Genomic DNA, 26861 nt, shown 5'->3' with positions numbered 1-26861 from the left:
GTCATGGCCGAACAATTCACCCGATTCGACGCCGCCGAGTTTCTCAAAACACCAGAAGAAATGGCCGCTTATCTGGATGCCTGCTTTGAAGAAGATGCAGGTGACGGCGTTCTCATACGTGCCGCACTTAACGACATAGCGCGTGCAAAAGGCATGACACAGATTGCCCGTGATGCCGGGCTCGGCCGCGAGAGTCTCTACAAAGCATTGGGCAGCACTGGCAACCCGGAATTCGCGACTATCATGAAAGTGATGAAAGCATTGGGCCTGCGGCTGCATGCCAGCGCTCTATGATTGCACTGCGACACCACACCGCACCCGGCCTTTTTACTTATCGCCCCTGATCAGGCTAAATAGCCGCGCCTGATTGCTCACTCAACCGGATCTGCCCTCATGTCCCGACAACGGCTTGCATTTGCCTGGATCGCCTGCTTTGCAGTGCTGTTCAACATGCTCGCCATGCCGATGTCCGGAGCGATGGCGCAAACGGCGAAATCGCCTGCAGAGCAGTTGTTGTGGGGCAGTTTCTGCTCTTCCAACGGCACCAAGCTGGTGGCGATTTCCCTGGGCGATATCGAGCAGAAAGCTCCACAGAGCGACGATCATTCCAATATGCAACATTGCTGGTGTTGCTCGGGCTCCGCGCCATTGGTGGCGTTGCCGGGGCATGCGCCGCAGTTGTATTTTGCACGTTTCGAGGCCAATCGAAGCCTGCCGCCTGCCACGCTCGACTTCCCTACACCGCGCCAGCAATGGCCGAGTCTCAACCCCCGAGCGTCCCCTCTGGCGTGATTCCTTCTCGCAATTGACCTGCGTTTTGAATCGTTCTGGAGAACTGCCATGTTGAACAAACTCATCGTTCTGGCTGTATTACTGCTACCTGCCTGTTTTGCCAATGCTCACGAATACAAGGCTGGCGAGCTTGAGATCGCCCATCCGTGGTCGCAAGAGTTACCGCCCAACGCGCCCACCGTCGCAGCGTATTTCGTGATCCACAACAACGGCAAAACCGCCGACCGACTGCTGAGCGTCGACTCGCCGATCGCAGGTGTTGCCCAGCTGCACGAGCACGTGAAGCAAAACGATCTGATGAAAATGCAGCAAGTGCCGAGCGTCGAGATTCCGGCGGGCGGCGAAGTCACTTTCGCCCCAATGGCGTATCACGTGATGCTGCTGGAACTGAAAGACCGCAGCCTGTTGAGCGACGACAAGCGCTTCCCGCTGACGATGCACTTCGAGAAGTCCGGCGATGTGACGGTCGAGGTCGCGGTGCAGAAAAAGGCGCCTGACAGCATGCAAGAACACATGCACGCTCAGTAATCGCCGACGTTGAAAACGCCCATGCGCCCGCTTGGCACCAGGTCATCCGTGCACCGCCGTCAGCCAATGAGCCTGACGCGCGGCAGCTGGATCAGCCTGTTCGCCATGCTGATGATCTTTATCGGCCCGCTGATTTCTCAATCGATGCCGATGGATCAACGCGCCTCGATGTCCTTGAGCATGTCGATGGACATGCCCATGGACATGCCGGCCATGGAGCATGGCGCGCAACCCGCCGCCGAGCACTGCCCGCCCAAAACTGACCATCACGCACTCTGGGAAAAATGCGGCTATTGCAGCCTGCTGTTCAATTGCCCTGCGCTCACTGGCGGTCAGTCCTTCGTCGCTTTCGACAGTCCACAGACAACCACTTTCAGCACTCCCGCTACCCGCCTGGGCCACGCCCGGCAAACCTTCTTCCCCGGCGCCCGCACCCGTGCGCCGCCCATCGTCGCGTAAACACCCACCTCCGATCTCACACGGTTTAGAAGACAGCCGCAGGCTGCCGGCCGTGTCGTTTACGACTGTTCGATGGAAATTGTCATGTCCAGGTTTTCTGCTGACACACGTTTGGGCGCTGCCCAGGCTTCTTTTGCCCTGAACGAATCTCGCGTTCGTTTCAGGCACGCCACTGCCGTTCTTTGCGGCTTGCTGCTGACACCGATGGTGCTGGCCGATGAACACGCCGACCACACCGAAGAACTGAGCCCGACGGTGATCACCGCCATCGCGCCGAGTTCGCCACTGACCATTGTCACCAACCCCAAGGACCCGCGCCAACCGGTGCCGGCCAGCGACGGCGGCGATTATCTGAAGACCATCCCCGGCTTCGCGCTGGTGCGCAACGGTGGCACCAACGGCGATCCGGTGCTGCGCGGCATGTTCGGCTCGCGACTGAATATTCTCACCAACGGCAGCATGATGCTCGGCGCCTGCCCCGGCCGCATGGACGCCCCGACCTCGTACATTTCACCGGAAACCTACGACAAACTCACCGTCATCAAAGGCCCGCAAACCGTGCTCTGGGGCCCCGGCGCATCGGCCGGCACCGTCCTGTTCGACCGTGAGCCGGAAAGCTTCGGCGAACTCGGCACCCGGGTGAACGCCAGCGTGCTGGCCGGTTCCAACGGCCGTTTCGACAAAGTGGTGGACGCCGCTGCCGGTGGGCCGCTGGGTTACGTGCGCGTGATCGGCAACACCGCGCATTCTGACGATTACAAGGACGGCAACAACGACACCGTGCCCTCGCGCTATGACAAGTGGAACGGCGACGTTGCTGTCGGCTGGACCCCAAGCTCCGACACGCTGCTGGAACTGACCGCCGGCAAGGGCGATGGCGAAGCCCGTTACGCCGGGCGTGGCATGGACGGTTCGCAGTTCTTGCGCGAAAGCCTGGGCCTGCGTTTCGAGCAGTCGAACATCGGTGAGGTGCTGGATAAGGTCGAGGCGCAGGTCTACTACAACTACGCCGACCACGTGATGGACAACTACACCCTGCGCACGCCGTCCGGCACCGGGATGATGGCCGGCCCCATGGCCTCCAACGTCGACCGCCGGACCCTCGGCGCGCGGATCAAAGCCACTTGGCGCTGGGCCGATGTGCAACTGATCGGTGGCCTGGATGCGCAAACCAACGAGCATCGCCAACGCAGCGCCATGGGCGTCGACGCCTACAAGGATGTACCGCGCAACAAGGACGCCGACTTCCACAATTACGGCGTGTTCAGCGAACTGACCTGGTACGCCGCCGACCGTGATCGGCTGATTACCGGTGCGCGACTGGATCGCGCGTCGGCCAAGGATTATCGGCAGACCATCGGCTCCGGGATGATGGCCCGCCCGAACCCGACGGCCGACGACACCCGCGCCGACACACTGCCCAGCGGTTTCGTCCGTTACGAACATGACTTGGCTGACAGCCCGACCACGCTGTATGCGGGCCTCGGTCACTCCCAGCGTTTCCCGGATTACTGGGAGCTGTTTTCGCCCAAGTCCGGTCCCGCCGGCTCGGTGAATGCCTTCGACTCGATCAAGCCGGAGAAAACCACCCAGCTCGACTTTGGCCTGCAATACAAGACCGAAGACCTCGAAGCCTGGGCCTCGGGTTACGTCGGGCAGGTGCGTGACTACATCCTGTTCAACTACACGCCGGGGATGATGGGCATGACCTCGCAAGCCGAAAACATCGACGCGCGAATCATGGGCGGCGAACTCGGTGCAGCCTACAAGCTGACGGCCAACTGGAAAGCCGACGCGACCCTGGCCTACGCCTGGGGCAAGAACAGCAGCGACGGCAGCGCCCTGCCGCAGATGCCACCGCTGGATGCACGTTTCGGCCTGACCTACAGCGAAGACAACTGGAGCGCCGGCGCCTTGTGGCGAGTGGTTGCGGCGCAAAACCGCATCGACCAGAACAAGGGCAACGTGGTCGGCAAAGATTTCGACACGAGCTCGGGCTTTGGCGTGTTCTCGCTCAACGGCGCGTACCGGATCAACAAGAACTGGAAGGTCAGCAGTGGCGTCGACAATTTGTTCGGCAAGGCCTACGCCGAACACTTGAACTTGGCGGGCAACGCCGGTTTCGGCTTCCCGGCCAATGATCCGCAAGCCATCAACGAACCAGGGCGTACGCTCTGGACCAAGGTTGATATGAGCTTCTAAAAGCATCGCGGGCAAGCCTCAATGCCTCTCAGTCAAGACGCGCAACCTGTGGGAGCGGGCTTGCTCGCGAAAGCGGTGTGTCAGACGACATCAATGTTGGCTGTGCCGCCGTCTTCGCGAGCAAGCCCGCTCCCACAGGGGGGCGGTGTTCACTCCTTACCCGCGATCGATTGCCATACAACTAAAACAGATCCAAGCCTAGCGGAGCACTCTAAATGCAACACCCCAAACCGAATTTCTACAACCTGGCCTGGCGCTGGCATTTCTATGCCGGCCTGTTCGTCGCGCCATTCATGGTGATGCTGGCCTTGACCGGCATCATCTACCTGTTCAAACCGCAACTCGATCCGTTGATGTACGGCAGCCTGCTGAACGTCCCGGCTGCTCATCACAAAGTCTCCGCCGACGACCTGCTCAAACGCGTAAAAGAGGCGTACCCACAAGGTCAGATCAAACAGTACCTGCCGCCGGTCAACGCCGAGCGCAGTGCGCAATTTGTGGTGATCAATGAAGGTCATGAACTGAACGTATTCATCGATCCGTACCACGGCGACATCCTTGGCGAGCAAGACGCGAAGCAGAATCTGCAAGCAGTCGCGCGCTCGATTCACGGCGAATTGATGATCGGCACCGTCGGTGATCGACTGGTGGAACTGGCCGCCGGTTGGGGCGTCGTGCTGGTGGTCTCCGGGGTATTTTTGTGGTGGCCGCGCGGCCAGTCCGCCGGGATTCTCTGGCCCCGCTTGAACAGTCGTGGCCGAGTGCTCTGGCGTGACCTGCACGCGGTGACCGGGTTCTGGGGCGCGGCATTGTTGCTGGTGATGCTGCTCAGCGGCATGACCTGGACCGGGTTCTGGGGCAAGCAATACGCCGACCTCTGGAACCGCTTCCCGGTAGCCATGTGGAATGACGTGCCAAAGTCCGACGTCGAGGCCCGCAGCCTCAACAGCGCCACGCGCCAGACCATACCGTGGGCTATGGAAAACACGCCGATGCCGATGTCCGGCGACCACGCCGAACACATGGCCCACGCCAGCACGCAAACCGGTCCGGCAGCGCCGACCATCAGCCTGCAAGACGTACAAAACATCGCCGTGCAACGCAAGGTCGAGCCCGGTTACAGCATCACCTTCCCGACGACAGCCACCGGCGTGTTCACCATTGCGGTGTTCGCCGACGACCCGCGCAACGACGCCACCTTGCATGTCGACCAGTACACCGCCGACGTCCTCGCCGACGTGCGCTGGCATCATTACAGCAACGTCGCCCGGGCCACCGAAGTCGGCGTGATGCTGCACGAAGGCAAGATGTTCGGCCCGTTCAATCAGATCATCGTGCTGCTGATCTGCCTGATGATTTTGCTCAGCGCGGTCAGCGGTGTGGTGATCTGGTGGAAGCGCCGGCCACAGGGCAAGTTCGGCGTACCACCGTTGCGTCACGACCTGCCGAAATGGAAAAACGCGATGGTTATCATGCTCGGGCTGGCGGTGATATTTCCGTTGGTGGGGGCTTCGCTGGTGGTCGTGTGGGTACTGGATCGGGTGCTGCTGTCGCGCTTGAGCCGGCAAACTGAATCCACTTCAGCTTCATCATGAAGCAGGTGAGATACGCGTACGCGCAAAGCCAATACAATACGGGCCAGCAGTGGATCCTCGGCGAACCGCGATCATTTTTTGTCACTACTGATTATCGGTTTTGAAGTATAGGGCCCCTTCGCGAGCAAGCCCGCTCCCACATTTGATCGCATTCCCATGTGGGAGCGGGCTTGCTCGCGAAGGCGTCATCAGCAACACCAAAAAACCCAAGAGAACTGCATGACCTCGCTGAACCTCACGAACCTCGCCTGGACACCTCTGGGCCACGGCCATTGCCATCACCAGTTCCAGCTGCGTGATGCATCACTGCACGTGGCCGCCGGTGAGTTCGTCGGGTTGATCGGCCCCAACGGCAGCGGCAAAACCAGCCTGTTGCGTTGCGCCTATCGTTTCAGCAAACCGGAAAGCGGTGAGGTCAAACTCGATCACCACAACGTCTGGAAGCAATCCTCACGCTGGTGCGCGCAACGCATCGCCGTGGTGTTGCAGGAATTCCCCGACGCCTTTGGTCTGACTGTCGAGGAAGTGGTCGCCATGGGCCGCACGCCGCACAAAGGGTTGTTTGATGGCGACACCCTTGAAGACCGAAAACTCGCGACCCACGCCCTCGAATCGGTCGGCCTCAAGGGCTTCGAAGAGCACGCCTTTGCCACCCTTTCCGGCGGTGAAAAACAGCGCGTGATCCTCGCCCGCGCCTTGGCTCAACAACCGCAATTGCTGATCCTCGATGAACCGACCAATCACCTCGACCCGCGCTATCAGCTGGAGCTGTTGCAACTGGTCAAGCGTCTGCAGATCGGCACGCTGGCGAGTATTCACGACCTCAATCTGGCAGCGGCCTTCTGCGATCGGCTGTACGTGATCAATCACGGTCGCATCGTGGCCAGCGGCCCGCCCAAAGAAGTCCTGACCGCACAACTGCTGCACAACGTGTTCGGCGTCGACGCCCTGATCGATGACCACCCCTTGCACGGCTACCCACGAATTACCTGGATAACCCAACCATGACTTTGCGTTCCCTGCTGCTCTCCAGCCTCACCATTGCTCTATTGCTAGGCAGCGCCCAAGTGGTTGCCGAAGCCACGCATTACCCGCTGACGATTCAGAGCTGCAACCGCGAAGTCACCTTCAAGGCAGCGCCGAGACACGCGGTCAGCCATGACATCAACATGACCCAGATGATGCTCGCCCTCGGCCTAAAACCAAGGATGACGGGGTATAGCGGCGTCACAGGCTGGAAGTCGGTGACGCCCGAGATGCAGACCATCCTCGATGGCTTGCCAGAACTCGCAGCCAAGTACCCGTCGGTGGAAACCCTGCTCAACGCCAACGTCGACTTCTTCTTCGCCGGTTGGGATTACGGCATGCGCGTCGGCGGTGATCTCACGCCGCAAACCCTGCAACCGCTGGGCATCAACGTCTACGAACTCACCGAGTCCTGCGCCTTCGTCATGAAGCGCCCGCCCGCCAGTCTGGAAGACACTTACAACGACCTGCGCAACCTCGGGAAAATCTTCGACGTGCAGGACCGCGCCAACACCGTGATCGCCGAGATGCAGGCGCAAGTGGCCGAGGTGCGCAAGGATCTGCCGACGGAAAAACCTCGGGTGTTTCTCTATGACAGCGGCGAGGATCGGGCCATGACTTCCGGTCGTCTCGGCATGCCTCAAGCGCTGATCGACGCTGCCGGCGGGCGCAACATTCTCGACGACGTCGAGGCGAGCTGGACTCGGGTGAATTGGGAGAACGTGGTCGAGCGCAATCCGCAGGTGATTGTGATCGTCGATTACGGCGAAGTCACCGCCGAGCAGAAGGAACAATTCCTGCTGAACAATCAGGCTCTGCAATCGGTGGATGCGATCAAGAACCAGCGCTTCATCGTCATCCCGTACGTGCAAGCCACGCCCGGGATCGACAACGTGCTGGCGGTCGAAACCCTGGCCAAGGGTTTCCACGGCGAATGATCGATCGTCGCTATGCCTTGTTGCTGATGGCCCTCGGCGCGCTGTTGCTGGTGTCGTGCGTGGTGTCGCTAGGCTTCGGCCCGGCGCGGGTTCCGGTGGAGGTGGTGTGGCGAATATTGCTGCACAAGATTTTTGGTTTCGGTGTTCCGGACTGGACGGCCGGCCAGGAACACATCGTCTGGCTGATCCGCGTGCCGCGCATGTTGCTCGGTGCACTGGTGGGCGCCGGCCTGGCGTTGATTGGCGCGGTGCTGCAAGCGGTGACGCGCAATCCGCTGGCGGATCCGCACCTGCTCGGTGTGACCTCCGGCGCGACCCTCGGCGCGGTGATTGTGGTGCTGCATGTCGGTGAGATTGTCGGGTTGCTGACGTTGCCCATCGCGGCATTTATTGGCGCGCTGCTGAGCATGTTGATCGTGCTGATGATTGCCAATCGTCATGGGCGGCTGGACAGTGATCGGCTGCTGTTGTGCGGCGTGGCGGTGTCGTTCGTGATGATGGCGATCGCCAATTTGCTGTTGTTTCTCGGGGATCATCGCGCCAGTTCTGCGGTGATGTTCTGGATGCTTGGCGGGCTCGGTCTGGCGCGCTGGGAATTGCTCGCGGTGCCGGCGGCGAGTGTGTTGCTCGGGTTGGTGTTGTTGCTGGGGATGGCTCGGCCGTTGAATGCGTTGATGGCGGGTGAACAGACCGCCGTGACTCTCGGCTTGAATGCTCGCACCGTGCGGTTGCGGGTGTTTTTGATTGCTTCGTTGATGACTGGGGTGTTGGTGTCGATCAGCGGGTCCATCGGGTTTGTCGGGCTGATGGTGCCGCACATTGCGCGGCGGTTGGTGGGCGCTGAACACCGGCGATTGCTGCCGGTGTGCGTGTTGTTGGGCAGCCTGTTCCTCGTCTGGGTCGATGTGGCCGCACGCACTCTGATCGCCCCGGAAGACTTGCCCATCGGCGTCGCCACCGCCGCCATTGGCGGGTTGTTCTTCATCGGCCTGATGCGCCGCCGCTGACACACCCCGCTCCCACAGGAGTTGCGATCCTGTGCCTGTTTTGATCGTTCCCACGCTCCCGCGTGGGAATGCCGCCAGGGACGCTCCGCGTTCCGCTTTTGAATGTTTAATGGATGTGTCAAAACAGGGAACTTTCCCACGCCTTTTTCAGGTTGTTCGTCGGACGCGAGCCCTCTAGTCTTGGGCTGTCGCTGAAAACTCAGCGATCGGGTGTGAGAGCCCGGAAGAGGTTTTAATCCATCGCCAGTACCACCATAATCGCCGACAGCTTATCCGCTGCCAGCAATGCTCTATGGCGGCTGTGTGCGGGCGGACTTCGGTCCGGCCGGGTTTGATCCTCTACCGGTTTCTCACTCCGCACATAGCTGCCACCACTCCGTCGCGTGAGAAACGACGAGTGATGGCTTCAACTGATTAGAGGACATTTCAATGAATAAGAAACTCGTACCAGACCCACCCTTCAATACCACCACCCCCAACGCCGAAGCCTCGCGCACTGAAGAATTACTCAAAGACCGCGAAGCCATAAAACGCGCCCTCGACTACTACCTCGATCCCCCGGCGCAATACACCGAAAAACCCCGTCGCCCCAGCACCATGTTCATCGTCGCCCCGAATATGGATACCGAAAGCCTCCTGGCCCACGCCTACGAATCGTTGGCCACAGCAAGTGTCCTGGCCAGCGATTTCGCCAACGATCTGATCGGCCCGCAGCGCCACACGGCATTGGCGATCCAACAGGTCATCATGCTGGCAGAGCTGGCGGTGAACCGGGCGCTGGATAACGTCGATCCGGCGTAGACACACCGCAAACAATGTGGGAGCGGGCTTGCTCGCGAAGACGGCGGCACATCCAACATCACCGAGACTGACACACCGCTTTCGCGAGCAAGCCCGCTCCCACAGGATTTGTGTCGTACACAGATTTTGTATATGCCCGCTCCCACAGGGATTATCGTTGCTCACGGATTCCGCGCACGACACACATCTACTGTGGGAGCGGGCTTGCTCGCGAAGACGGCGACACATTCAACATCACTGTGACTGACCCACCGCTTTCGCGAGCAAGCCCGCTCCCACATTTGATCTGCGGTGTCTGCACTGCCTGCGCCCCAATGTGGCGCATCTCTTCGCACCAACGCGCCAGTCGCGGTCCTTCATGGTGCGTCGCCCACACCGCGCAACCGCTCTAATACGACATTTCCTTGCCCTTGTCCGACCGGGCACAGCCCTTGCTAAAGACCCTTCAGTCGTCCGCATCTGCCAACCATAAAAAACTTTAACGTTCATGGAGATCGCACAATGAAGCGTCGCAGTTTGATCAAGGCTTTCACACTATCGGCAAGCATTGCCGCGATGGGCATGGCCTGGACGGTCCAGGCCGCCGAGACCATCAAGGTCGGTATTCTGCATTCGTTGTCCGGCACCATGGCGATCTCCGAAACCTCGCTCAAAGACATGGCGTTGATGACCATCGACGAAATCAATGCCAAGGGCGGCGTGAACGGCAAGATGCTCGAACCGGTGGTGGTTGACCCGGCATCGAACTGGCCGCTGTTCGCCGAAAAGGGCCGGCAGTTGCTGACTCAGGACAAGGTGGCGGTGGTGTTCGGTTGCTGGACCTCGGTGTCGCGTAAATCGGTGCTGCCGGTGTTCGAAGAACTCAACGGCCTGCTGTTCTACCCGGTGCAGTATGAAGGCGAAGAGATGTCGCCGAACGTGTTCTACACCGGCGCGGCGCCCAACCAGCAGGCGATTCCGGCGGTGGAATACCTGATGAGTGAAGAAGGCGGCAGCGCCAAGCGCTACTTCCTGCTCGGCACCGACTACGTCTACCCGCGCACCACCAACAAGATTCTGCGCTCGTTCCTGCACTCCAAAGGTGTGGCGGACAAGGACATCGAAGAGGTCTACACCCCGTTCGGCCACAGCGATTATCAGACCATCGTGGCCAACATCAAAAAATTCTCCGCCGGTGGCAAGACGGCAGTCATCTCCACGGTCAACGGCGACTCCAACGTGCCGTTCTATAAAGAGCTGGCCAACCAGGGCCTGAAAGCCACCGACGTTCCGGTTGTGGCGTTCTCCGTGGGCGAAGAAGAACTGCGTGGCATCGACACCAAACCGCTGGTGGGCAACCTCGCGGCGTGGAACTACTTCGAGTCGGTCGAGAACCCGCAGAACAAAAAGTTCGTCGCCGACTGGAAAGCCTACGCCAAGAAACACAACCTGCCGGGCGCCGACAAAGCGGTGACCAACGACCCGATGGAAGCCACCTACGTCGGCATCCACATGTGGGCGCAAGCGGCGGAGAAAGCCAAGTCCACCGACGTCGACAAAGTCCGTGAAGCCCTGGCCGGCCAGACCTTCGCTGCGCCGTCCGGCTACACCCTGACCATGGACAAGACCAACCACCACCTGCACAAGCCGGTGATGATCGGCGAGATCCAGGCCGACGGTCAGTTCAACGTGGTGTGGCAGACCGAGGGGCCGATCCGCGCCCAACCGTGGAGCCCTTTTATCTCGGGTAATGACAAGAAGCCGGATTATGCGGTGAAGAGCAACTAAGCCACTGAATGTCGGGCCCGGGCATGGAGCTCAGGGCTGACATAACCCCCTGTGGGAGCGGGCTTGCTCGCGAAAGCGGTGTGACAAGCAACATCGATGGCGACTGACACACCGCCTTCGCGAGCAAGCCCGCTCCCACATTAAGTTCGCGCAAGGCCAATGACATGCCCACTGCCCTTTACCGACTCATTTTCGCCATCGCACTTTTGCTGCCGATGGCCGCCCACGCCGGCGACGCCGAAGACTTCGTCGCAGCCAATCCCGTGCAACAAGCAAAACTTCTGGAAGCCTGGGCCGCGCAGCCTGATCCGGTCCGTATCGAACTGATCAACGCCCTGCAACAAGGCGAATTGACTGTCGATGGCCAACCGAAAACCCTGCGCCTGAATAACCGCCTGCGCGGTCTGATCGACACCGCTTTGGCCAGCCACCAGTTGCTCGCCGCCGACGCCAAAATCCGCTTGGCCGCCGCGCAGCAATTACAGAAAAGCGCAAAACCCGCGCAGTTGAAATTCCTCGACCAGCAACTGGCTAGTGAAAAAGACGAAAGCGTTCACGCCGCCCTGAGTCTGGCGTTGGCCAATCTACAGCTGGTCGATACCGATCCGGCCGTGCGCCTCGCCGCTGTGCGTCTGCTCGGTGAAACCGGCGATCCATTGGCCCGCACCCGCCTCGAAGGCTTGCTCGAACCCGGCGTCGAAGCCGATGCCAATGTGCGCACCGCCGCCGAAACCAGTCTGGCCCAGGTCAAGCGCAAATTGCTGATCGGCGAGATGCTTGGGCAGGCCTTCAGCGGCATGTCCCTCGGTTCAATTCTGTTGCTGGCGGCGCTAGGTCTTGCAATCACATTCGGCCTGCTCGGTGTGATCAACATGGCCCATGGCGAGATGCTGATGCTCGGCGCTTACTCGACGTACGTGGTGCAGCTGATGTTCCAGCGCTTCGCCCCGCAGGCCATCGAGTTCTACCCGCTGATTGCCCTGCCGGTAGCGTTTTTCGTCACCGCCGGGATCGGCATGGCGCTGGAGCGCACGGTGATTCGTCACCTCTACGGTCGCCCATTGGAAACCCTGCTCGCCACCTGGGGCATCAGCCTGATGCTGATTCAGTTGGTGCGCCTGGTGTTCGGCGCGCAGAACGTCGAAGTGGCCAACCCTGCGTGGTTGTCGGGCGGGATTCAGGTGCTGCCGAACCTGGTGCTGCCGTACAACCGCATCGTGATCATCGCGTTCGCCTTGTTTGTGGTGGTGCTGACCTGGCTGTTGCTGAACAAGACTCGCCTCGGTTTGAACGTGCGCGCCGTCACCCAGAACCGCAACATGGCCGCCTGCTGCGGCGTACCGACCGGGCGCGTCGACATGCTCGCCTTCGGCCTCGGCTCCGGCATTGCCGGCCTCGGCGGTGTGGCGCTCAGCCAGATCGGCAACGTCGGCCCAGACCTCGGCCAGAGCTACATCATCGACTCGTTCCTGGTGGTGGTACTCGGCGGTGTCGGTCAATTGGCCGGTAGCGTGCTGGCCGCCTTCGGTCTGGGCATCGCCAACAAAATTCTCGAACCGCAGATCGGTGCGGTGCTGGGCAAAATCCTGATCCTCGCGCTGATCATTCTGTTCATCCAGAAACGTCCGCAAGGCCTCTTCGCACTGAAAGGACGGGTGATCGACTGATGAACCAGCCCCTACTCGTTACCGCAACACAAAAAGCCGGCCCCAAAGTCACGATTGCCGTTGGCGCAGTGATCCTCGCTCTGCTGCTGGCGTTGCCATTGCTGTCGTTATTGCCGGCGGACAGCACCTTTCATGTCTCGGCCTATACGCTAACCCTGGTGGGCAAAATCCTTTGCTACGCCATCGTCGCTCTGGCCCTCGATTTGGTCTGGGGTTACGCCGGTCTGTTGTCGCTGGGTCACGGTCTGTTCTTCGCCCTCGGCGGTTATGCGATGGGCATGTACCTGATGCGCCAGGCCTCGGGTGATGGCTTGCCGGCGTTCATGACGTTCCTGTCGTGGACCGAATTGCCGTGGTACTGGACAGGCACCAGCAGCTTCCTCTGGGCTATGTGCCTGGTGGTGTTGGCGCCGGGCCTGCTCGCGCTGGTGTTCGGTTTCTTCGCCTTCCGTTCGCGGATCAAGGGCGTGTATTTCTCGATCATGACCCAGGCCCTGACCTTCGCCGGGATGCTGCTGTTTTTCCGCAACGAAACCGGGTTTGGTGGCAACAACGGCTTCACCAACTTCCGCACCATTCTCGGGTTTGGCATCACTGAACCGGGGACGCGTGCGGTGTTGTTTTTCGCCACGGTGCTGTTGCTGGTGGCGAGCCTGTTCATCGGTTGGCGGCTGGCGCAGAGCAAGTTCGGCCGGGTGCTGACCGCGTTGCGCGATGCGGAAAACCGCTTGATGTTCTGCGGCTACGACCCGCGCGGCTTCAAGTTGTTTGTCTGGGTCTTGAGCGCGGTGCTGTGCGGCTTGGCCGGCGCGCTGTATGTGCCGCAAGTCGGGATCATCAACCCGAGTGAAATGTCGCCGACCAACTCCATCGAAGCCGCCGTGTGGGTGGCGCTGGGTGGTCGCGGAACGTTGATCGGTCCGCTGCTCGGCGCGGGTGTGGTCAATGGGATGAAGAGCTGGTTCACCGTGGCGTTTCCGGAATACTGGCTGTTCTTCCTCGGCGCGCTGTTCATCGTCGTGACGTTGTACCTGCCCAAAGGTGTGATCGGGTTGCTGAAGAAAAGGGGTGAGCAATGAGAGTGACTGCAACGGCTGAATTCATGCTTGAGCCGGCCTTTTTTCCGCCGCTGGAGCCCAACAGGGACGCCGGCAGCAGCCGCGATGCCATCGGCCTCGGCCAGAGCGCCGGCAAAGGTCTGAATACCCGACACGGCACCATCCTGACCCTCGAAGACATCAGCGTCAGCTTCGATGGTTTCAAGGCGCTGAACGATCTGAACCTGTACATCGGCGTCGGCGAATTGCGCTGCATTATCGGCCCCAACGGCGCAGGCAAGACCACGCTGATGGACGTAATTACCGGTAAGACCCGGCCCAGCCACGGCAAAGCCTGGTTCGGTGAAACCCTCGATCTGACGCAGATGAGTGAAGTGCAGATTGCCCAGGCCGGCATCGGCCGCAAATTCCAGAAGCCGACGGTGTTCGAAGCCCTGAACGTGTTCGAAAACCTGGAGTTGGCGCAGAAAACCGACAAGTCGGTATGGGCCAGCCTGCGGGCTCGTCTCAGTGGCGAACAGAAAGATCGCATCAGCGAAGTGCTGGAAACCATTCGCCTGACCGCCTCGGTCAATCGCCCGGCGGGGTTGTTGTCCCACGGTCAGAAGCAGTTTCTGGAAATCGGCATGCTGCTGATGCAAGACCCGCAACTGCTGCTGCTCGATGAGCCGGTGGCGGGCATGACCGACGCCGAAACCGAATTCACTGCCGAGTTGTTCAAGAGCCTGGCGGGCAAGCATTCGCTGATGGTGGTGGAACACGACATGGGCTTCGTCGGCTCGATCGCCGACCACGTCACCGTGTTGCACCAGGGCAGCGTGCTGGCCGAAGGGTCGCTGGAACAGGTGCAGGACAATGAACGGGTGATCGAGGTGTACCTCGGTCGTTAGATTGCAAACACATTCCAATGTGGGAGCGGGCTTGCTCGCGAAGGCGGTGTCAGGCGACCCAAATGTTGAATTTGAATCCGTCTTCGCGAGCAAGCCCGCTCCCACAGGGGATTGAGGGGAATTTAGAACATGCTGCAAGTCGACAAGCTGCACCAATACTACGGCGGTAGCCACATCCTGCGGGGCTTGACGTTTGAGGTGAAGGTCGGCGAAGTCACCTGCCTGCTCGGACGCAATGGCGTGGGCAAGACCACCCTGCTCAAATGCCTGATGGGTTTGCTGCCGGCCAAGGAAGGTGCGGTGAACTGGGAAGGCAAACCGATCACCACGTTCAAGCCGCACCAACGGGTGCATGCCGGCATCGCCTATGTACCTCAGGGGCGGGAAATCTTTGGTCGATTGACCGTGGAAGAAAACCTGCTGATGGGCCTGTCGCGGTTTCCCGGCTCTGAAGCGAAGGAAGTCCCGGCGTTCATCTACGAGCTGTTCCCGGTGCTGCTGCAAATGAAGCAACGGCGCGGCGGTGATTTGTCTGGTGGTCAGCAACAGCAACTGGCTATTGGTAGAGCACTAGCCAGCCGACCACGGCTGCTGATTCTCGACGAGCCCACCGAAGGCATTCAGCCGTCGGTGATCAAAGAAATCGGCGCGGTGATCAAGCAGCTTGCAGCACGCGGCGATATGGCGATCTTGCTGGTGGAGCAGTTCTACGATTTCGCCGCCGAACTGGCCGATCAGTACCTGGTGATGTCCCGGGGAGAGATCGTGCAGCAGGGTCGCGGTGAAAATATGGAAGCCGAAGGTGTCCGTGGACTGGTTACGATCTAACCTGCAGCCTCCTGACGATAATTAGAAATCATGAATTTACCTGCCCCCATCACGCTGTTCACCCCCAGCTGGCATGCCGAACTGGAACTCGGCTACGCCCGTTTCGGCGACAGCACACGCCCGGTGCAGCGTCGCCACAAAGGCCCGCTGCGGGTGCAGAAGCATTTGTACGCCGAAGGCCCCGAGGTGTGTCAGCACATTATCGTCCACCCGCCGGGCGGGATTGCCGGGGGTGATCGGCTGGACATCTCGGCCAGCGTCGGCACGGACGCCTGGGCGCAAATCACCAGCCCCGGCGCCGCCAAGTGGTATCGCGCGGCGGGGCCGGCTTATCAGAAACTCGACCTGCACGTGGCTGCCGGTGCTACGTTGGAGTGGCTGCCGCAAGAGACGATTATCTTCAGCGATGCTCAGGCGGAACTCAGCACCAGCATCGACCTTGAGGGCGATGCGCGGTTGTTCTACTGGGACGTGGTGGCGCTGGGTCGCCCGGCCAGTGGCGAGCGCTTCGACCTCGGGCACTTTCAGGCGCACCTGGATATCCGCCGCGACGGCCAGTTGCTCTGGCACGAACGCCAGCGCATTGTCGGGAATGATGGCTTGCTGGATTCGCCGATAGGCCTGGATGGCCAACCGGTGTTTGCGTCGTTGCTGGTGACGGGTGAAATCGATAGCGAATTGCTGGACAAGTGCCGCTCGCTGCCCAATGACGTGCGCGGAGATCTGACGCAGCTGCCGGGGCTTTTGGTCGCCCGCTGCCTGGCCAGTGAAGCGCTGTTGGCACGTGGTTGGCTGATTGATTTGTGGCGGTTATTGCGCCCGGCGCTACTGGGCCGCGAAGCCATACCACCGCGAATCTGGAGTACCTGAAATGCGATTCAATGTGGGAGCGGGCTTGCTCGCGAAGGCGGCGGGTCAGTCAGCATCGTTGTCGAATGACACACCGCTTTCGCGAGCAAGTCGGAATGCCGCACCACCGCTCCCACAGGTTTTTTATTCACAAATCCGAATACCTTTTTATCTGCCCAGATGGATTCCAAACGATGGACCTGACCCCACGCGAAAAAGACAAGCTGCTGATCTTCACCGCCGGCCTCGTGGCCGAGCGGCGTTTGGCTCGCGGCGTGAAGCTCAATTACCCGGAGGCCATGGCCTATATTTCCGCGGCGCTGCTCGAAGGCGCGCGGGACGGCCAGACCGTGGCCGAGCTGATGCATTACGGCACCACCCTGCTGAGCCGCGAACAAGTGATGGAAGGCATCCCGGAAATGATCCCGGAGATCCAGGTTGAAGCGACGTTTCCCGACGGCACCAAACTGGTCACCGTTCACCAACCGATCGCCTGAGGCCGCGCCATGACTTACCACATACGCGATGCGCTGCTCGCCGACCTGCCCGCGATCCGCGACATCTACAACGACGCCGTGCGGAGCACCACGGCGATCTGGAACGAACAGGCCGTGGACCTGGGCAACCGCCAGGCCTGGTTCAGCGCCCGACAAGACCAGGGTTATCCGATCCTGGTGATCGTCGACGGCGATAACAGCGTACTCGGCTACGCTTCATTCGGTGACTGGCGCCCGTTCGATGGGTTCCGCCACACGGTCGAACACTCGGTGTACGTGCGCAACGACCAGCGGGGCAATGGCCTCGGGCCGCAACTGATGGAAGCGCTGATCGAACGCGCCAAAGGCTGCAACAAACACGTGATGGTCGCCGCCATCGAAAGCGGTAACGGCGCCTCGATTCGGCTGCACGAGAGGGCCGGCTTCGTCGTCACCGGCCAAATGCCGCAGGTGGGCACCAAGTTCGGCCGCTGGCTGGATCTGACCTTCATGCAACTGATCCTCGACCCGGGCGCAATGCCACCCGGTCCCCACAAGGAGTGATACCCATGAACGCCGCCCAACTGCGCCGCGTCAATGTTGAAAGCTTTGCGCACTATCGTCAGGGTTTGATTGATTTGCTGCTCGACGCCGTCGGCTATGGCGCCAGTGTCGGGTTCATGGCGGACCTGGACGCGACTCAGGCCCGAGCCTATTTCGATGAAGTCCAGGAGAACCTGAACAAAGGCAACGTACTGCTGTGGGTGGTGGTCAAGGACGAACAGGTGCAGGCCAGCGTGCAACTGACGTTGTGCCAGAAAGCCAATGGGCTCAATCGCGCCGAAGTGCAGAAATTGCTGGTGCGTGAACACGCCCGCCGTCGCGGTCTGGGCCAACAGATGATGCATGCCCTTGAGCTTGCAGCCCGCCAACACAAACGCGGCATGCTCTACCTCGACACCGAGGCCGGCTCCCCCGCCGAAGACTTCTACAAGGCGATGGGCTACACCCGCGCCGGCGAAATCCCCGACTACGCCTGCGACCCGAACGGCCGCTACAAACCGACGGCCCTTTACTACAAGATTCTCCAAGGAGCCCATTGATGATTCCCGGTGAATACCAGATCCAGCCCGGCGACATCGAACTCAACGTTGGCCGCCGCACCCTCAGTTTGAAGGTGGCCAACAGCGGCGACCGGCCGATCCAGGTCGGCTCGCATTATCACTTCTTCGAAACCAACGACGCCCTGACCTTCGACCGCGCCGCCAGCCGCGGCATGCGCCTGAACATCCCCGCCGGCACCGCCGTGCGCTTCGAACCGGGGCAGAGCCGCGAGGTCGAGTTGGTGGATCTGGCCGGGCATCGCCGGGTGTTCGGGTTTGCCGGGCGGATTATGGGGGATCTCTAAGTGATGCAGCGTCTGTCCCGGCCCCTTCGCGAGCAAGCCCGCTCCCACATAGGAATGCGATCGAATGTGGGAGCGGGCTTGCTCGCGAATCTGTGAGCGAAGCGAACAGTCTCAAACTCAATTGAATCTCAAGGCGAACGAATGAAAATCTCCCGTCAGGCCTACGCCGACATGTTCGGCCCCACCGTCGGTGACAAGGTCCGTCTGGCCGACACCGAGCTGTGGATCGAAGTGGAGCAGGACTTCACCACCTACGGTGAAGAAGTGAAATTCGGCGGCGGCAAAGTCATTCGCGATGGCCAGGGCCAGAGCCAATTATTGGCCGCAGAAGTGGTCGACACCCTGATCACCAACGCGCTGATCATCGACCACTGGGGCATCGTCAAGGCGGACGTCGGCCTCAAGGACGGGCGCATCGCGGCCATCGGCAAGGCCGGCAACCCGGACATCCAGCCCAACGTCACCATCGCGGTTGGCGCCAGCACCGAAGTGATCGCCGGTGAAGGCATGATCCTCACCGCCGGCGGCATCGACACCCATATCCACTTCATCTGCCCGCAGCAGATCGAAGAAGCGCTGATGAGCGGCGTCACCACCATGATCGGCGGCGGCACTGGCCCGGCCACCGGCACCAATGCCACCACTTGCACCTCCGGGCCATGGCACCTGGCGCGCATGCTTCAGGCCGCCGATGCGTTTCCGATGAACATCGGCTTCACCGGCAAGGGCAACGCCAGCCTGCCAGAGCCGTTGATCGAACAGGTCAAGGCCGGCGCTATCGGCCTCAAGCTGCACGAAGACTGGGGCACCACCCCGGCGAGTATCGACAACTGCCTGAACGTGGCCGATCAGTACGACGTGCAGGTGGCGATCCATACCGACACCTTGAACGAGTCCGGCTTCGTCGAAACCACCCTCGCCGCCTTCAAGGGCCGCACCATCCACACCTACCACACCGAAGGCGCCGGTGGCGGTCATGCCCCGGACATCATCAAGGCCTGCGGTTTTGCCAACGTGCTGCCGAGCTCCACCAACCCGACCCGGCCGTTCACCCGCAACACCATCGACGAACACCTCGACATGCTGATGGTCTGCCACCACCTGGACCCGAGCATTGCCGAAGACGTGGCCTTCGCCGAAAGCCGCATCCGCCGCGAAACCATCGCCGCCGAAGACATCCTTCACGACCTCGGCGCGTTCTCGATGATCAGCTCCGACAGTCAGGCCATGGGCCGCGTCGGTGAAGTCATCACGCGCACCTGGCAGACCGCTGACAAAATGAAAAAGCAGCGTGGCCCGCTGCCCGGTGACGGCGAAGGTAACGACAACTTCCGCGCCAAACGCTACATCGCCAAATACACCATCAACCCGGCGATCACCCACGGCATCAGCCATGAAGTGGGCTCGGTGGAAGTGGGTAAATGGGCCGATCTGGTGCTCTGGCGCCCGGCGTTTTTCGGGGTCAAACCGACGCTGATCCTCAAGGGTGGCGCCATTGCGGCCAGCCTGATGGGCGACGCCAACGCTTCGATCCCGACACCGCAGCCGGTGCACTACCGCCCGATGTTCGCCAGTTACGGCGGCTCGTTGCACGCCACCAGCCTGACCTTTATCAGTCAGGCGGCGCAGCAGGCTGGCTTGCCCGAAGCGTTGGGGCTGAAGAAGAAAATCGCCGTGGTCAAAGGCTGTCGCGACGTGCAGAAAACCGACCTGATCCACAACGATTACCTGCCAGACATCGACGTCGATCCGCAAACCTATCAGGTCAAGGCCGACGGTGTGTTGCTGTGGTGTGAACCGGCGGATGTATTGCCGATGGCGCAGCGCTACTTCCTGTTCTGAGCCTTCACCCGCAATGAAAAAAGCCTCGGCCAAGGCATATCCCTTGAGCCGAGGCTTCAGCTACGACCTATAGCGAATACTCGGGGTCAATCGTGAAGGGAATATCAACCCTTTGTAGACCCGCTCGATCTATAGCCTGTTGAGTGAGCCGATTCATCAGCGCCTTCATCTGCTCGTCTATTTCACTCAACGCTTGTGTGTATTCCTCCTCCGTCATGGCACGCCCGTGAGCGAACTCGTCTTCCGGTTTGCCTGACTCTACGGCCAGCGCTTTGATTTGCATCTCAAGGTCGGCCATTTGCGCTACAGAAAGATCTGTCCCGTTGGCCCGTCTCTGCAAGGCGTCCTGTAAGTCAGTGGTTACGTCGATTCGGCGCTTGAAGCCGTTGAAAGCTTCCCGGTTCGAATCCTCCAGCCAGGCTTTCCAGAGCGGTTGCTTGAGAATCTGGTCGCGCAGCAGGTCACCTTCCTCCAAGGCTTTGACCCGCTCAAACGCCGCCTCGATCATCTCTTTCGTCACACCCGCCATCTTGCGAAATCGCATGCCCCGGGCTTGCCACGGAAGATCCAGACGCTCGGCCAGATCAGTCATGTAGGCCAGATGGACTTCGACTTCATCAATGGTTCCGGTGACTTCCCCTTCAGGGTCGATTCGCCTGAACTGTTCCCCCTCGGCCAACCGTGCAGCGACTCGCTGACGAGCGATGGCCCCAAGCTCATCCAGCCGGGATTTTCCTCGAGCCAGTTCAAGCAACTGAGGTTCAATCAGGTCCGGGCGGATCAACCTGTAGGCTTCGTGAATGAGCACTTCCACCCCCATGGCATTGAACAGCTGCGTGCCGCCGTCCACGCACTCCGTGGGCGTAACAGCCTCGCTGAAGAGCTTTGCCCGCAACTCGCTGTTATCGGCCATGGCCTCCAGCATTCGCCAGACTTTCGCCGTCAACTCTTCGCAATAGGTGCCGCCTTCATTGAAATCGGCGGACTGGGTGAGTTGCCTGATCTCATTGAAAAAGGCCTCCGAGTGGAACTCATCTTCAACCGCGTTCCAGATCTCCTCTCTGGCCTGCCACTGGAGCTCGGACATTCCATGCGCCCAATCGGCGCTGTCCAGTGTGCCTCGGGGCGGGAATGTGCGCTCGGGATCCAGGCCGACCGATTCGATGTAAAGCTTGAGGGTGTTCAGATTCTTCGCCGATAGCCATTGCGGTTCGCGACTGAGAAATGTGCGGGCCAGCAATTCGGCGCGGAACGAACCCGGTGCTACCTCCGGTACTCGACTGAGCGGATTGTTGCGCAGATCGAGGAAAATATTGCGCGGGCGCGGCTGGGAAAACAGTCCGACAGGCCAACTGTCCAGCCCCGTTTCGCTCAACAGCAGCACCTGTAGCCGGGGCATTTGGCTGATATCGGGAGCCAGTTGCAACGGGTTCCCGCGCAACCCTAGCGACCTGAGACGAGTCAGCTTCTTCAGCCGCGCCACCCCCACCGCGTTCAGTTCGATCCGGTTGTCGTTGAGCACCAGATCGGTCAGATGGCTCATGTCATCGATTACCTGCGGTATACCCGTCAACCCATTTCGATCCAGGTTCAGGAATCGCACCCGGCGAAACGGTCGCAGAAAATGTTCCTGCTCAGGCAAGAGGTTGGTGTTAGCCAGGCTCAGGGTAGTGACATGATCGAAGTTGGCCTCCAGCGTCGGCATGTCCGCAAGATGCCGGTTCATGGGCAAACCATCCAGAATCAACGCTTGGGGCTCAAGTATGCCAGGCACCTCGACGCCTCGTGGACCGCTTCTCTGCCAGCATTGCCGGATCGCTTTATAGACCCGGTTTCTTGAGTGCCACTGCGCTACACCCTCCGGGCTGAAACGAAAGGCGGCCGTGGGTGAGTTCATCCAGCGTTGCAGTGCCAGATTCAACTGATTGAACTCTCGCTCCAATACCGCGAGCCGCCCTTGCACCGACCCACCGTTGTGACTGAACGCCGTCAGCAGGCCTTCGATCTGCTCCGGTGTGAAACCCGGGTAGAGCGCACGGGCTCTTCGACGCAGGCCCATCCCGTGCGGTACCTGCTGCGCATAGCCTTGCATGCCGCCACGAAGGCGCATGTTGGCCGGGTCGTAGGTGGGCTTGCGAATGGGGTTTTCCAATAGAATCGGCTCAAGCTGTCGGTGGGCCAATGGGTGCTCTTGAACGGCTTTTTCGAGTTGCGCTGCTTCGTGGATCTGAAAACCCAATGCCTCTCGCTGCCTGTCGGGCAACGCATGCAAGACCGCCGCGTACAGGTTGTCCTCGCCATGCAGGTGTTGATCCAGGTCGTCGCGTGCCTGGTACGTGCCCTTTTCACTGACGATCAACACCTTGCGAGTCGGCGCATCCGCCGAGCCAATACTGTCGAGCAACACCCCCTCGAATGAATATTGTCGAACCTCCAGCCGTAAATCCGTCGGCCATCCAGGAAGGTTTGCCAGGGAGTGCAACTCCAGCCGGGCGGTGTCGGCGTTGTAGACATCTGGCAGGTATAACCCTTCGTAGGCCCGAGTCAGCCGTAGCAGCTGCTCGGCCTCCTCGGCTCGCCGAGACACGGTCAGGGGCAGGCGTTTTTTCTCATTCAGATGCTGTAAGTCACTCGGTTCGGTATCGCGCAACAGCTCTTCGGCCATGCTGGTCGACAGACCCGGGTGATTACTTTTGAGTAAGTTCACCGAGGGGGTTTCCGAGCGCTCGCGAGCGGAATACAGTCGATCGAAGAGGCGTTCCTTGTTTTTTCGCGCCTGCCCGCCAAGCAGATCCCGCACCGCGTCGATACGCTCCTGCCGGTTACCCGACCGCCATTGACCCAGAACATCGTGCAATTGTTGTTCATCAAGGAACTCGACAACACGCTCAGGCAGTTTCCCGTCGAGCACTTCCTTGCGACTCATTTTCAAAGTGTCCGCCGGCAACGCGTTCGCGTAGCCGTCCTTGATCGACAAGCCTGAAAGGCTCGGCGCCTCAAAGACCTCAATGGCCTTGCCTTCGGGCCAGCCCGGCAACTCAGTCATGAACCGTGAGATAAAACCGGCCCATTCTTCACTGATCTGATTGGCGAGAATTCGTTCTGCGCAGGCTTCGGCGTCCGCATACACCTTGAAACGCTTGAGCGTGTCGAGCAGCACGGCAGGCGGGGTTTCATGCTCAACATGCATCCGTCGCAGGGCATCTTCGTGCACACCGCTCACGGTCAGAATCTGCTCCAGCGTCTCATCGGAAAACCCGTCGACCGAAGGCCCCAACCGTCTCAATAATCGGCGCTTGTTCCAGCCCAGCGGTTGATCGAGTTCGGTCTTCCAGCTACCGGCACCGTTGTGCTCCAGCAACGGTTGATACGCGTCGGGACGGCTCGGGTGTTGAAGCCGGTGCAGACCGCTGCCGGAATCTTGTTTGACGCCGTAGTATTTATCGTCGAGACGCAGGAGATCCTGTTCCTGATGCCGGTAAACGCCTTGTTCGCTTGCGGACGCATCCACCGGCAAGGCGACTTTCTGTTCATAGGGCTGCAGATCGGGATTCCACAAGCGCTCCCTGCCCCCATGCTCCACAGGTTTGAGACGCTCGATGAAAGGCGAGACCTTTGGGGTCACGCTGCCCCCGGGCAAAACATGACCCGCGCCCATCAGGGCCAATTGGGCAAAATTGATCAGTACGCCATTGAAGTAGGACGAGGCCTGTTCCTTATCGCCCTTGCTCCAGTCTTCGACACCTTCGGCCAGCTCCGCCAACATTTGCGCAACCATGATCCCCAGCATCGCCTCCCCTAAGCCGGGGACCAGCATCGCGGCGAAATTGAACAGGTTCCAGCCGATGTCCAGAAAACTGGTCAAGCGTTTGAAACGGCTTGCGGCATCTTCATCATCGGTCGGCACCGCCATTTGCCGGGCGTCGGCAATGGCTTTGTCGCGCCGCTCGCGAAACAGCCTCTCCCAGAGATCGCCGCTGAGCGGGTTGGTGATGGGTTCAGCATCAGGATTCTCGATCGCGGTTTCGCGCCACCACGGGCCCATATCCAGCGGTTGGCGTGGCTGCCAGGTGAACGTCTTGAGGCGTTCGTTGACTCGCGAAAAAAACCGTCCCTTGTCCTTGTGCGCCACGAACCGACTGAAAAAAGCCTGATAGTCCGTCTCTCGCAACTGACCGATCAGCGTATTCAGAAATTCGCTTAACGATGCGTACTCTTTCAATGGGTGATTCGGATCATCGGGAACGTAAGCGATCAACGGGCCGGTCAGACGACTCTGCCGATAAATATCGTCACTGCGAAACATTTCATCGGTGACGCCTTGCGGGCCATTGGCAAAGAACGCTTGCAACAATTTGTACTGTTCATCCTCTTTCCCCGGCAACACCGGGATACGGCGCGACCACTCATTCCAGAACTTCAATGTGGCGGGCGTCAATGCATCAATGGCCCGCTTTATCTCCGAGGGGTCGCTGACCGCACTGAACAGTACGATGCCGGTCAGCCTGAAACCCATCAGCGATAACCGGTGGCTCAGCAGCGGACGCTCATACGAAGTGATATCCGACTGTTGGTTGCGCACCTGCCTCAGCGTGCCGTAGACGTAATCGCTGATTTCCCCCTTCATGCGCGCCACCAGCAATGCGACATCGAAGGCTGCTTTTTCACTGGCGACCGATTGCGCCTGCAAAGTCTGCCGTGCCTGCGCTGCAGTCGGCAGCAGGATGGCTTTGAGGTGCCGTTGGTATTGCCCACCGATGTCCAGCTGCCGGCATTGCGCCGCGAACGCCGGTAGCGTAATCGCCGGGTCCTGCACGAGGCTGCCACGCGAGTCCTTGCGGTAAATGCCGGAACTGTTGCGCCAGGCGTCGCTGCGGGTTTCCGAGTCCTCGAAATTGTGTAAAGCGGCTTCAAGCAAACTGGATTGCCGAACCCGGCTGGCGCCAGTGTCAATTCCGAAGATCATGGTGCTCGGCACTACGAGTTGCACACTCAACTCGTCGATGTTGCCCACGCCATTGAAGCTGGAGCGCATCATCGTGCTCAACAGTGGCTTGGCGAAAGCATTGATATCCTGTTGCAAATGACCCAGCGTCTCGTCCAGCAGCCCTTGCAGGCGCCAGCGCTCGTCAATCAGGGTTTTCAGATACTGGCGGTCGATTTCACGTGCGCCCATGTACCACTCGGGCCACTCGGCGTTCATCCCGAGGAGAGGTTTGAGCCGCGATGCCGATGCAGATTTAATGGCGTTCGGCAGGACGCCGATCACCCGGGCGTAATGAATGCCCTGATTTTCGCCAGTGGAACTGGCATTGGTTTCGATTGAATTGCTTCCCTGCAAATCAGACATGACTCAACAACCTTGGTGTTAAGGGGTAGAGCAACCAGCCTATTCACTCCTGCCGCAAAAAAAAGACCAAATAACTGTTAGGCCAAGGCAGATACCGTTCGAAAATCATGGAGCCGAAAATATATAAATACCGCCTCCGTTGGCTCCGATAGTGCCAGCGCATCAACGGTCGTTTTTTTCAGCCTCCCAAAGGCGCTACTATGCGATTCGCTGCTCCCCTTCCCCTGCCCAGGTAACCATTTATGCGCCTTTCCGAGTTCATCGTGTTCCACGTTGACCGTATCGTCGATGAATGGGAGCAATTTGCCAGAACAATCACCCCCGCGGCCGACAACATGGACGGCGTGTCCCTGCGCGATCATTCAAAAGCGATCCTGCTGGCCGCCGCACGGGACATGAGCAAACCCCAATCCGCCAGTGAACAGCTGGCAAAAGCCAGGGGCGAAGGTCCGGAGAAAACCCCGAGCCTGGACGAAGCCGGCGCCAGCCATGGCGAGTTGCGGCATACCGTGGGCTTCGACCTGGTGCAGATGACCAGCGAGTTTCGCCATTTGCGCGCGTGTGTGATCCGTCTGTGGGTCAATAGTCTGGATTCGCCGGACCTGGCCTACTTCCAGGACATGATCCGGTTCAACGAAGCCATCGACGAAGCCCTGGCCGAATCTACCGCGGCCTATGCCGAGCAGGTCAATCATTCCCGGGACATCTTTTTGGCGATCCTCGGCCATGACCTGCGCGCACCGCTGCAAGCGGTGAGCATGTCCACCGAAATACTCATGCGTAAAACCAACCTTGAGGGCGACGCATTGACCTGTGCGCTCCACATCAAGCGTGGCACCCGCCACATGGCGGTGATGATTGGCGATTTGCTGGAGCTGGTCCGCAGTCGCCTGGGCAAGAGCCTGCCGATCGAACCGGCGCCCATGGATCTGGCCGATACGGCGCGTGAGGCGATTGCTCAGGCCTGCGCTGCTCATCCGCAATGCGATCCGACGTTGAGCGTCGAAGGCGATACCCAAGGTGTGTGGGATGGCCGAAAGCTTAATCAGATGCTGCAGAACCTGATCGGCAATGCATTGCAACACGGTTCGAACAACAGCGCGGTCAAACTGACCCTCAGGGGCGAAGCGGACAGCGTTCGGCTCACTGTGCACAACGACGGTGCGCCGATTCCAGCCGAGGCAATCCCCACGATCTTCGATCCGCTGGTGCGCAGCGCCGACGAAGAGCTCGGCGGGCCGACCACCAGCCTTGGTCTGGGACTGTTTATCGTCAAGGAAGTGGTCAAGGCCCATCAAGGGACGATCGAAGTCAGCTCCAATGAGACTGATGGCACGTTGTTTACCGTGGTGTTGCCAAGAAAGGTCTGACGGCGGGA

General features: G+C 60.1%; 23 protein-coding genes. 22 read left to right on the top strand and 1 reads right to left on the bottom strand.

The annotated features are described in order from the left end of the window. Positions 1-3: 3 nt before the first annotated feature. From KVG95_RS08635 to ureC, 21 genes are all read left to right on the top strand, one after another. Positions 4-294 (top strand): addiction module antidote protein, encoded by a 291-nt coding sequence (locus KVG95_RS08635; RefSeq protein ID WP_074873403.1) that lies wholly within the window; start codon positions 4-6, stop codon positions 292-294. Positions 295-393: 99 nt separating this feature from the next. Beyond that, positions 394-792, top strand: coding sequence for a DUF2946 domain-containing protein (locus KVG95_RS08630; RefSeq protein ID WP_217855687.1), 399 nt, complete (start codon positions 394-396; stop codon positions 790-792). 48 nt (positions 793-840) lie between these two features. Next, entirely contained in the window at positions 841-1320 is a 480-nt protein-coding gene (locus tag KVG95_RS08625) for a copper chaperone PCu(A)C (RefSeq protein ID WP_217855685.1), read from the top strand. Positions 1321-1341: 21 nt separating this feature from the next. Next, a complete protein-coding gene (locus KVG95_RS08620) occupies positions 1342-1779 on the top strand; it encodes a DUF2946 domain-containing protein (RefSeq protein ID WP_217855683.1) in 438 nt (145 codons plus the stop codon). 84 nt (positions 1780-1863) lie between these two features. Continuing rightward, the gene (locus tag KVG95_RS08615; protein WP_217855681.1) at positions 1864-3981 is read left to right on the top strand and encodes a TonB-dependent copper receptor; all 2118 of its coding nucleotides are present in this window, start codon (positions 1864-1866) and stop codon (positions 3979-3981) included. A 215-nt stretch (positions 3982-4196) separates the two neighbouring features. Next, positions 4197-5576, top strand: a complete 1380-nt coding sequence (locus tag KVG95_RS08610) for a PepSY-associated TM helix domain-containing protein (protein WP_217855676.1) — start codon at positions 4197-4199, stop codon at positions 5574-5576. 219 nt (positions 5577-5795) lie between these two features. Next, the gene (locus KVG95_RS08605; protein ID WP_217855673.1) at positions 5796-6584 is read left to right on the top strand and encodes an ABC transporter ATP-binding protein; all 789 of its coding nucleotides are present in this window, start codon (positions 5796-5798) and stop codon (positions 6582-6584) included. Further along, on the top strand, positions 6581-7540 hold the full coding sequence (locus tag KVG95_RS08600) for an ABC transporter substrate-binding protein (RefSeq protein ID WP_217855671.1): 960 nt from the start codon (positions 6581-6583) through the stop codon (positions 7538-7540). Before KVG95_RS08605 ends, KVG95_RS08600 begins: the two co-directional genes overlap by 4 nt. Beyond that, positions 7537-8547: a FecCD family ABC transporter permease gene (locus KVG95_RS08595; RefSeq protein ID WP_217855669.1), complete on the top strand. Its 1011-nt coding sequence runs from the start codon at positions 7537-7539 to the stop codon at positions 8545-8547. Before KVG95_RS08600 ends, KVG95_RS08595 begins: the two co-directional genes overlap by 4 nt. A 429-nt stretch (positions 8548-8976) precedes the next feature. Beyond that, entirely contained in the window at positions 8977-9348 is a 372-nt protein-coding gene (locus KVG95_RS08590; RefSeq protein WP_217855666.1) for a DUF6124 family protein, read from the top strand. 501 nt (positions 9349-9849) lie between these two features. After that, a complete protein-coding gene (gene urtA / locus KVG95_RS08585) occupies positions 9850-11115 on the top strand; it encodes an urea ABC transporter substrate-binding protein (RefSeq protein ID WP_217855664.1) in 1266 nt (421 codons plus the stop codon). 164 nt (positions 11116-11279) lie between these two features. Then, a complete protein-coding gene (gene urtB / locus KVG95_RS08580) occupies positions 11280-12782 on the top strand; it encodes an urea ABC transporter permease subunit UrtB (protein ID WP_217855662.1) in 1503 nt (500 codons plus the stop codon). Further along, the gene (urtC, locus tag KVG95_RS08575) at positions 12782-13861 is read left to right on the top strand and encodes an urea ABC transporter permease subunit UrtC (RefSeq protein ID WP_217855660.1); all 1080 of its coding nucleotides are present in this window, start codon (positions 12782-12784) and stop codon (positions 13859-13861) included. Before urtB ends, urtC begins: the two co-directional genes overlap by 1 nt. Continuing rightward, entirely contained in the window at positions 13858-14730 is an 873-nt protein-coding gene (urtD, locus tag KVG95_RS08570; protein ID WP_217855658.1) for an urea ABC transporter ATP-binding protein UrtD, read from the top strand. The genes urtC and urtD overlap by 4 nt, the downstream gene beginning before the upstream one ends. Positions 14731-14859: 129 nt before the next feature. Further along, complete coding sequence (urtE, locus tag KVG95_RS08565; RefSeq protein ID WP_007907370.1) at positions 14860-15558, top strand: urea ABC transporter ATP-binding subunit UrtE; 699 nt, start codon at positions 14860-14862, stop codon at positions 15556-15558. Between the two features lie 30 nt (positions 15559-15588). Beyond that, complete coding sequence (locus tag KVG95_RS08560; protein ID WP_217855656.1) at positions 15589-16428, top strand: urease accessory protein UreD; 840 nt, start codon at positions 15589-15591, stop codon at positions 16426-16428. A 173-nt stretch (positions 16429-16601) separates the two neighbouring features. After that, positions 16602-16904 carry an urease subunit gamma gene (ureA, locus tag KVG95_RS08555; protein WP_007937143.1) on the top strand — a complete coding sequence of 101 codons (303 nt, stop codon included), beginning with the start codon at positions 16602-16604 and terminating at the stop codon, positions 16902-16904. Between the two features lie 9 nt (positions 16905-16913). Further along, positions 16914-17447, top strand: a complete 534-nt coding sequence (locus KVG95_RS08550; RefSeq protein ID WP_217855654.1) for a GNAT family N-acetyltransferase — start codon at positions 16914-16916, stop codon at positions 17445-17447. Between the two features lie 5 nt (positions 17448-17452). Further along, on the top strand, positions 17453-17986 hold the full coding sequence (locus KVG95_RS08545; RefSeq protein ID WP_123721456.1) for a GNAT family N-acetyltransferase: 534 nt from the start codon (positions 17453-17455) through the stop codon (positions 17984-17986). Beyond that, positions 17986-18291 (top strand): urease subunit beta, encoded by a 306-nt coding sequence (locus KVG95_RS08540; protein ID WP_030128285.1) that lies wholly within the window; start codon positions 17986-17988, stop codon positions 18289-18291. Before KVG95_RS08545 ends, KVG95_RS08540 begins: the two co-directional genes overlap by 1 nt. A gap of 141 nt (positions 18292-18432) precedes the next feature. Further along, positions 18433-20133 carry an urease subunit alpha gene (ureC, locus tag KVG95_RS08535; RefSeq protein ID WP_217855652.1) on the top strand — a complete coding sequence of 567 codons (1701 nt, stop codon included), beginning with the start codon at positions 18433-18435 and terminating at the stop codon, positions 20131-20133. A gap of 67 nt (positions 20134-20200) precedes the next feature. On the opposite strand, the gene KVG95_RS08530 is transcribed toward ureC, so the two are convergent. Then, positions 20201-25483 (bottom strand): NEL-type E3 ubiquitin ligase domain-containing protein, encoded by a 5283-nt coding sequence (locus KVG95_RS08530; RefSeq protein WP_217855650.1) that lies wholly within the window; start codon positions 25481-25483, stop codon positions 20201-20203. Positions 25484-25725: 242 nt separating this feature from the next. Here KVG95_RS08530 and KVG95_RS08525 point away from each other — a divergent pair, with 242 nt between their 5' ends. After that, positions 25726-26853 (top strand): sensor histidine kinase, encoded by a 1128-nt coding sequence (locus tag KVG95_RS08525; RefSeq protein ID WP_217855648.1) that lies wholly within the window; start codon positions 25726-25728, stop codon positions 26851-26853. Positions 26854-26861: the final 8 nt, after the last annotated feature.

It is taken from the genome of Pseudomonas farris, from assembly GCF_019145235.1.
In the GTDB taxonomy this organism is placed as follows: domain Bacteria; phylum Pseudomonadota; class Gammaproteobacteria; order Pseudomonadales; family Pseudomonadaceae; genus Aquipseudomonas; species Aquipseudomonas farris.
The sequence above is the reverse complement of the archived record's forward strand: the minus strand, read 5'-3'. Positions and strand labels throughout refer to the sequence as shown.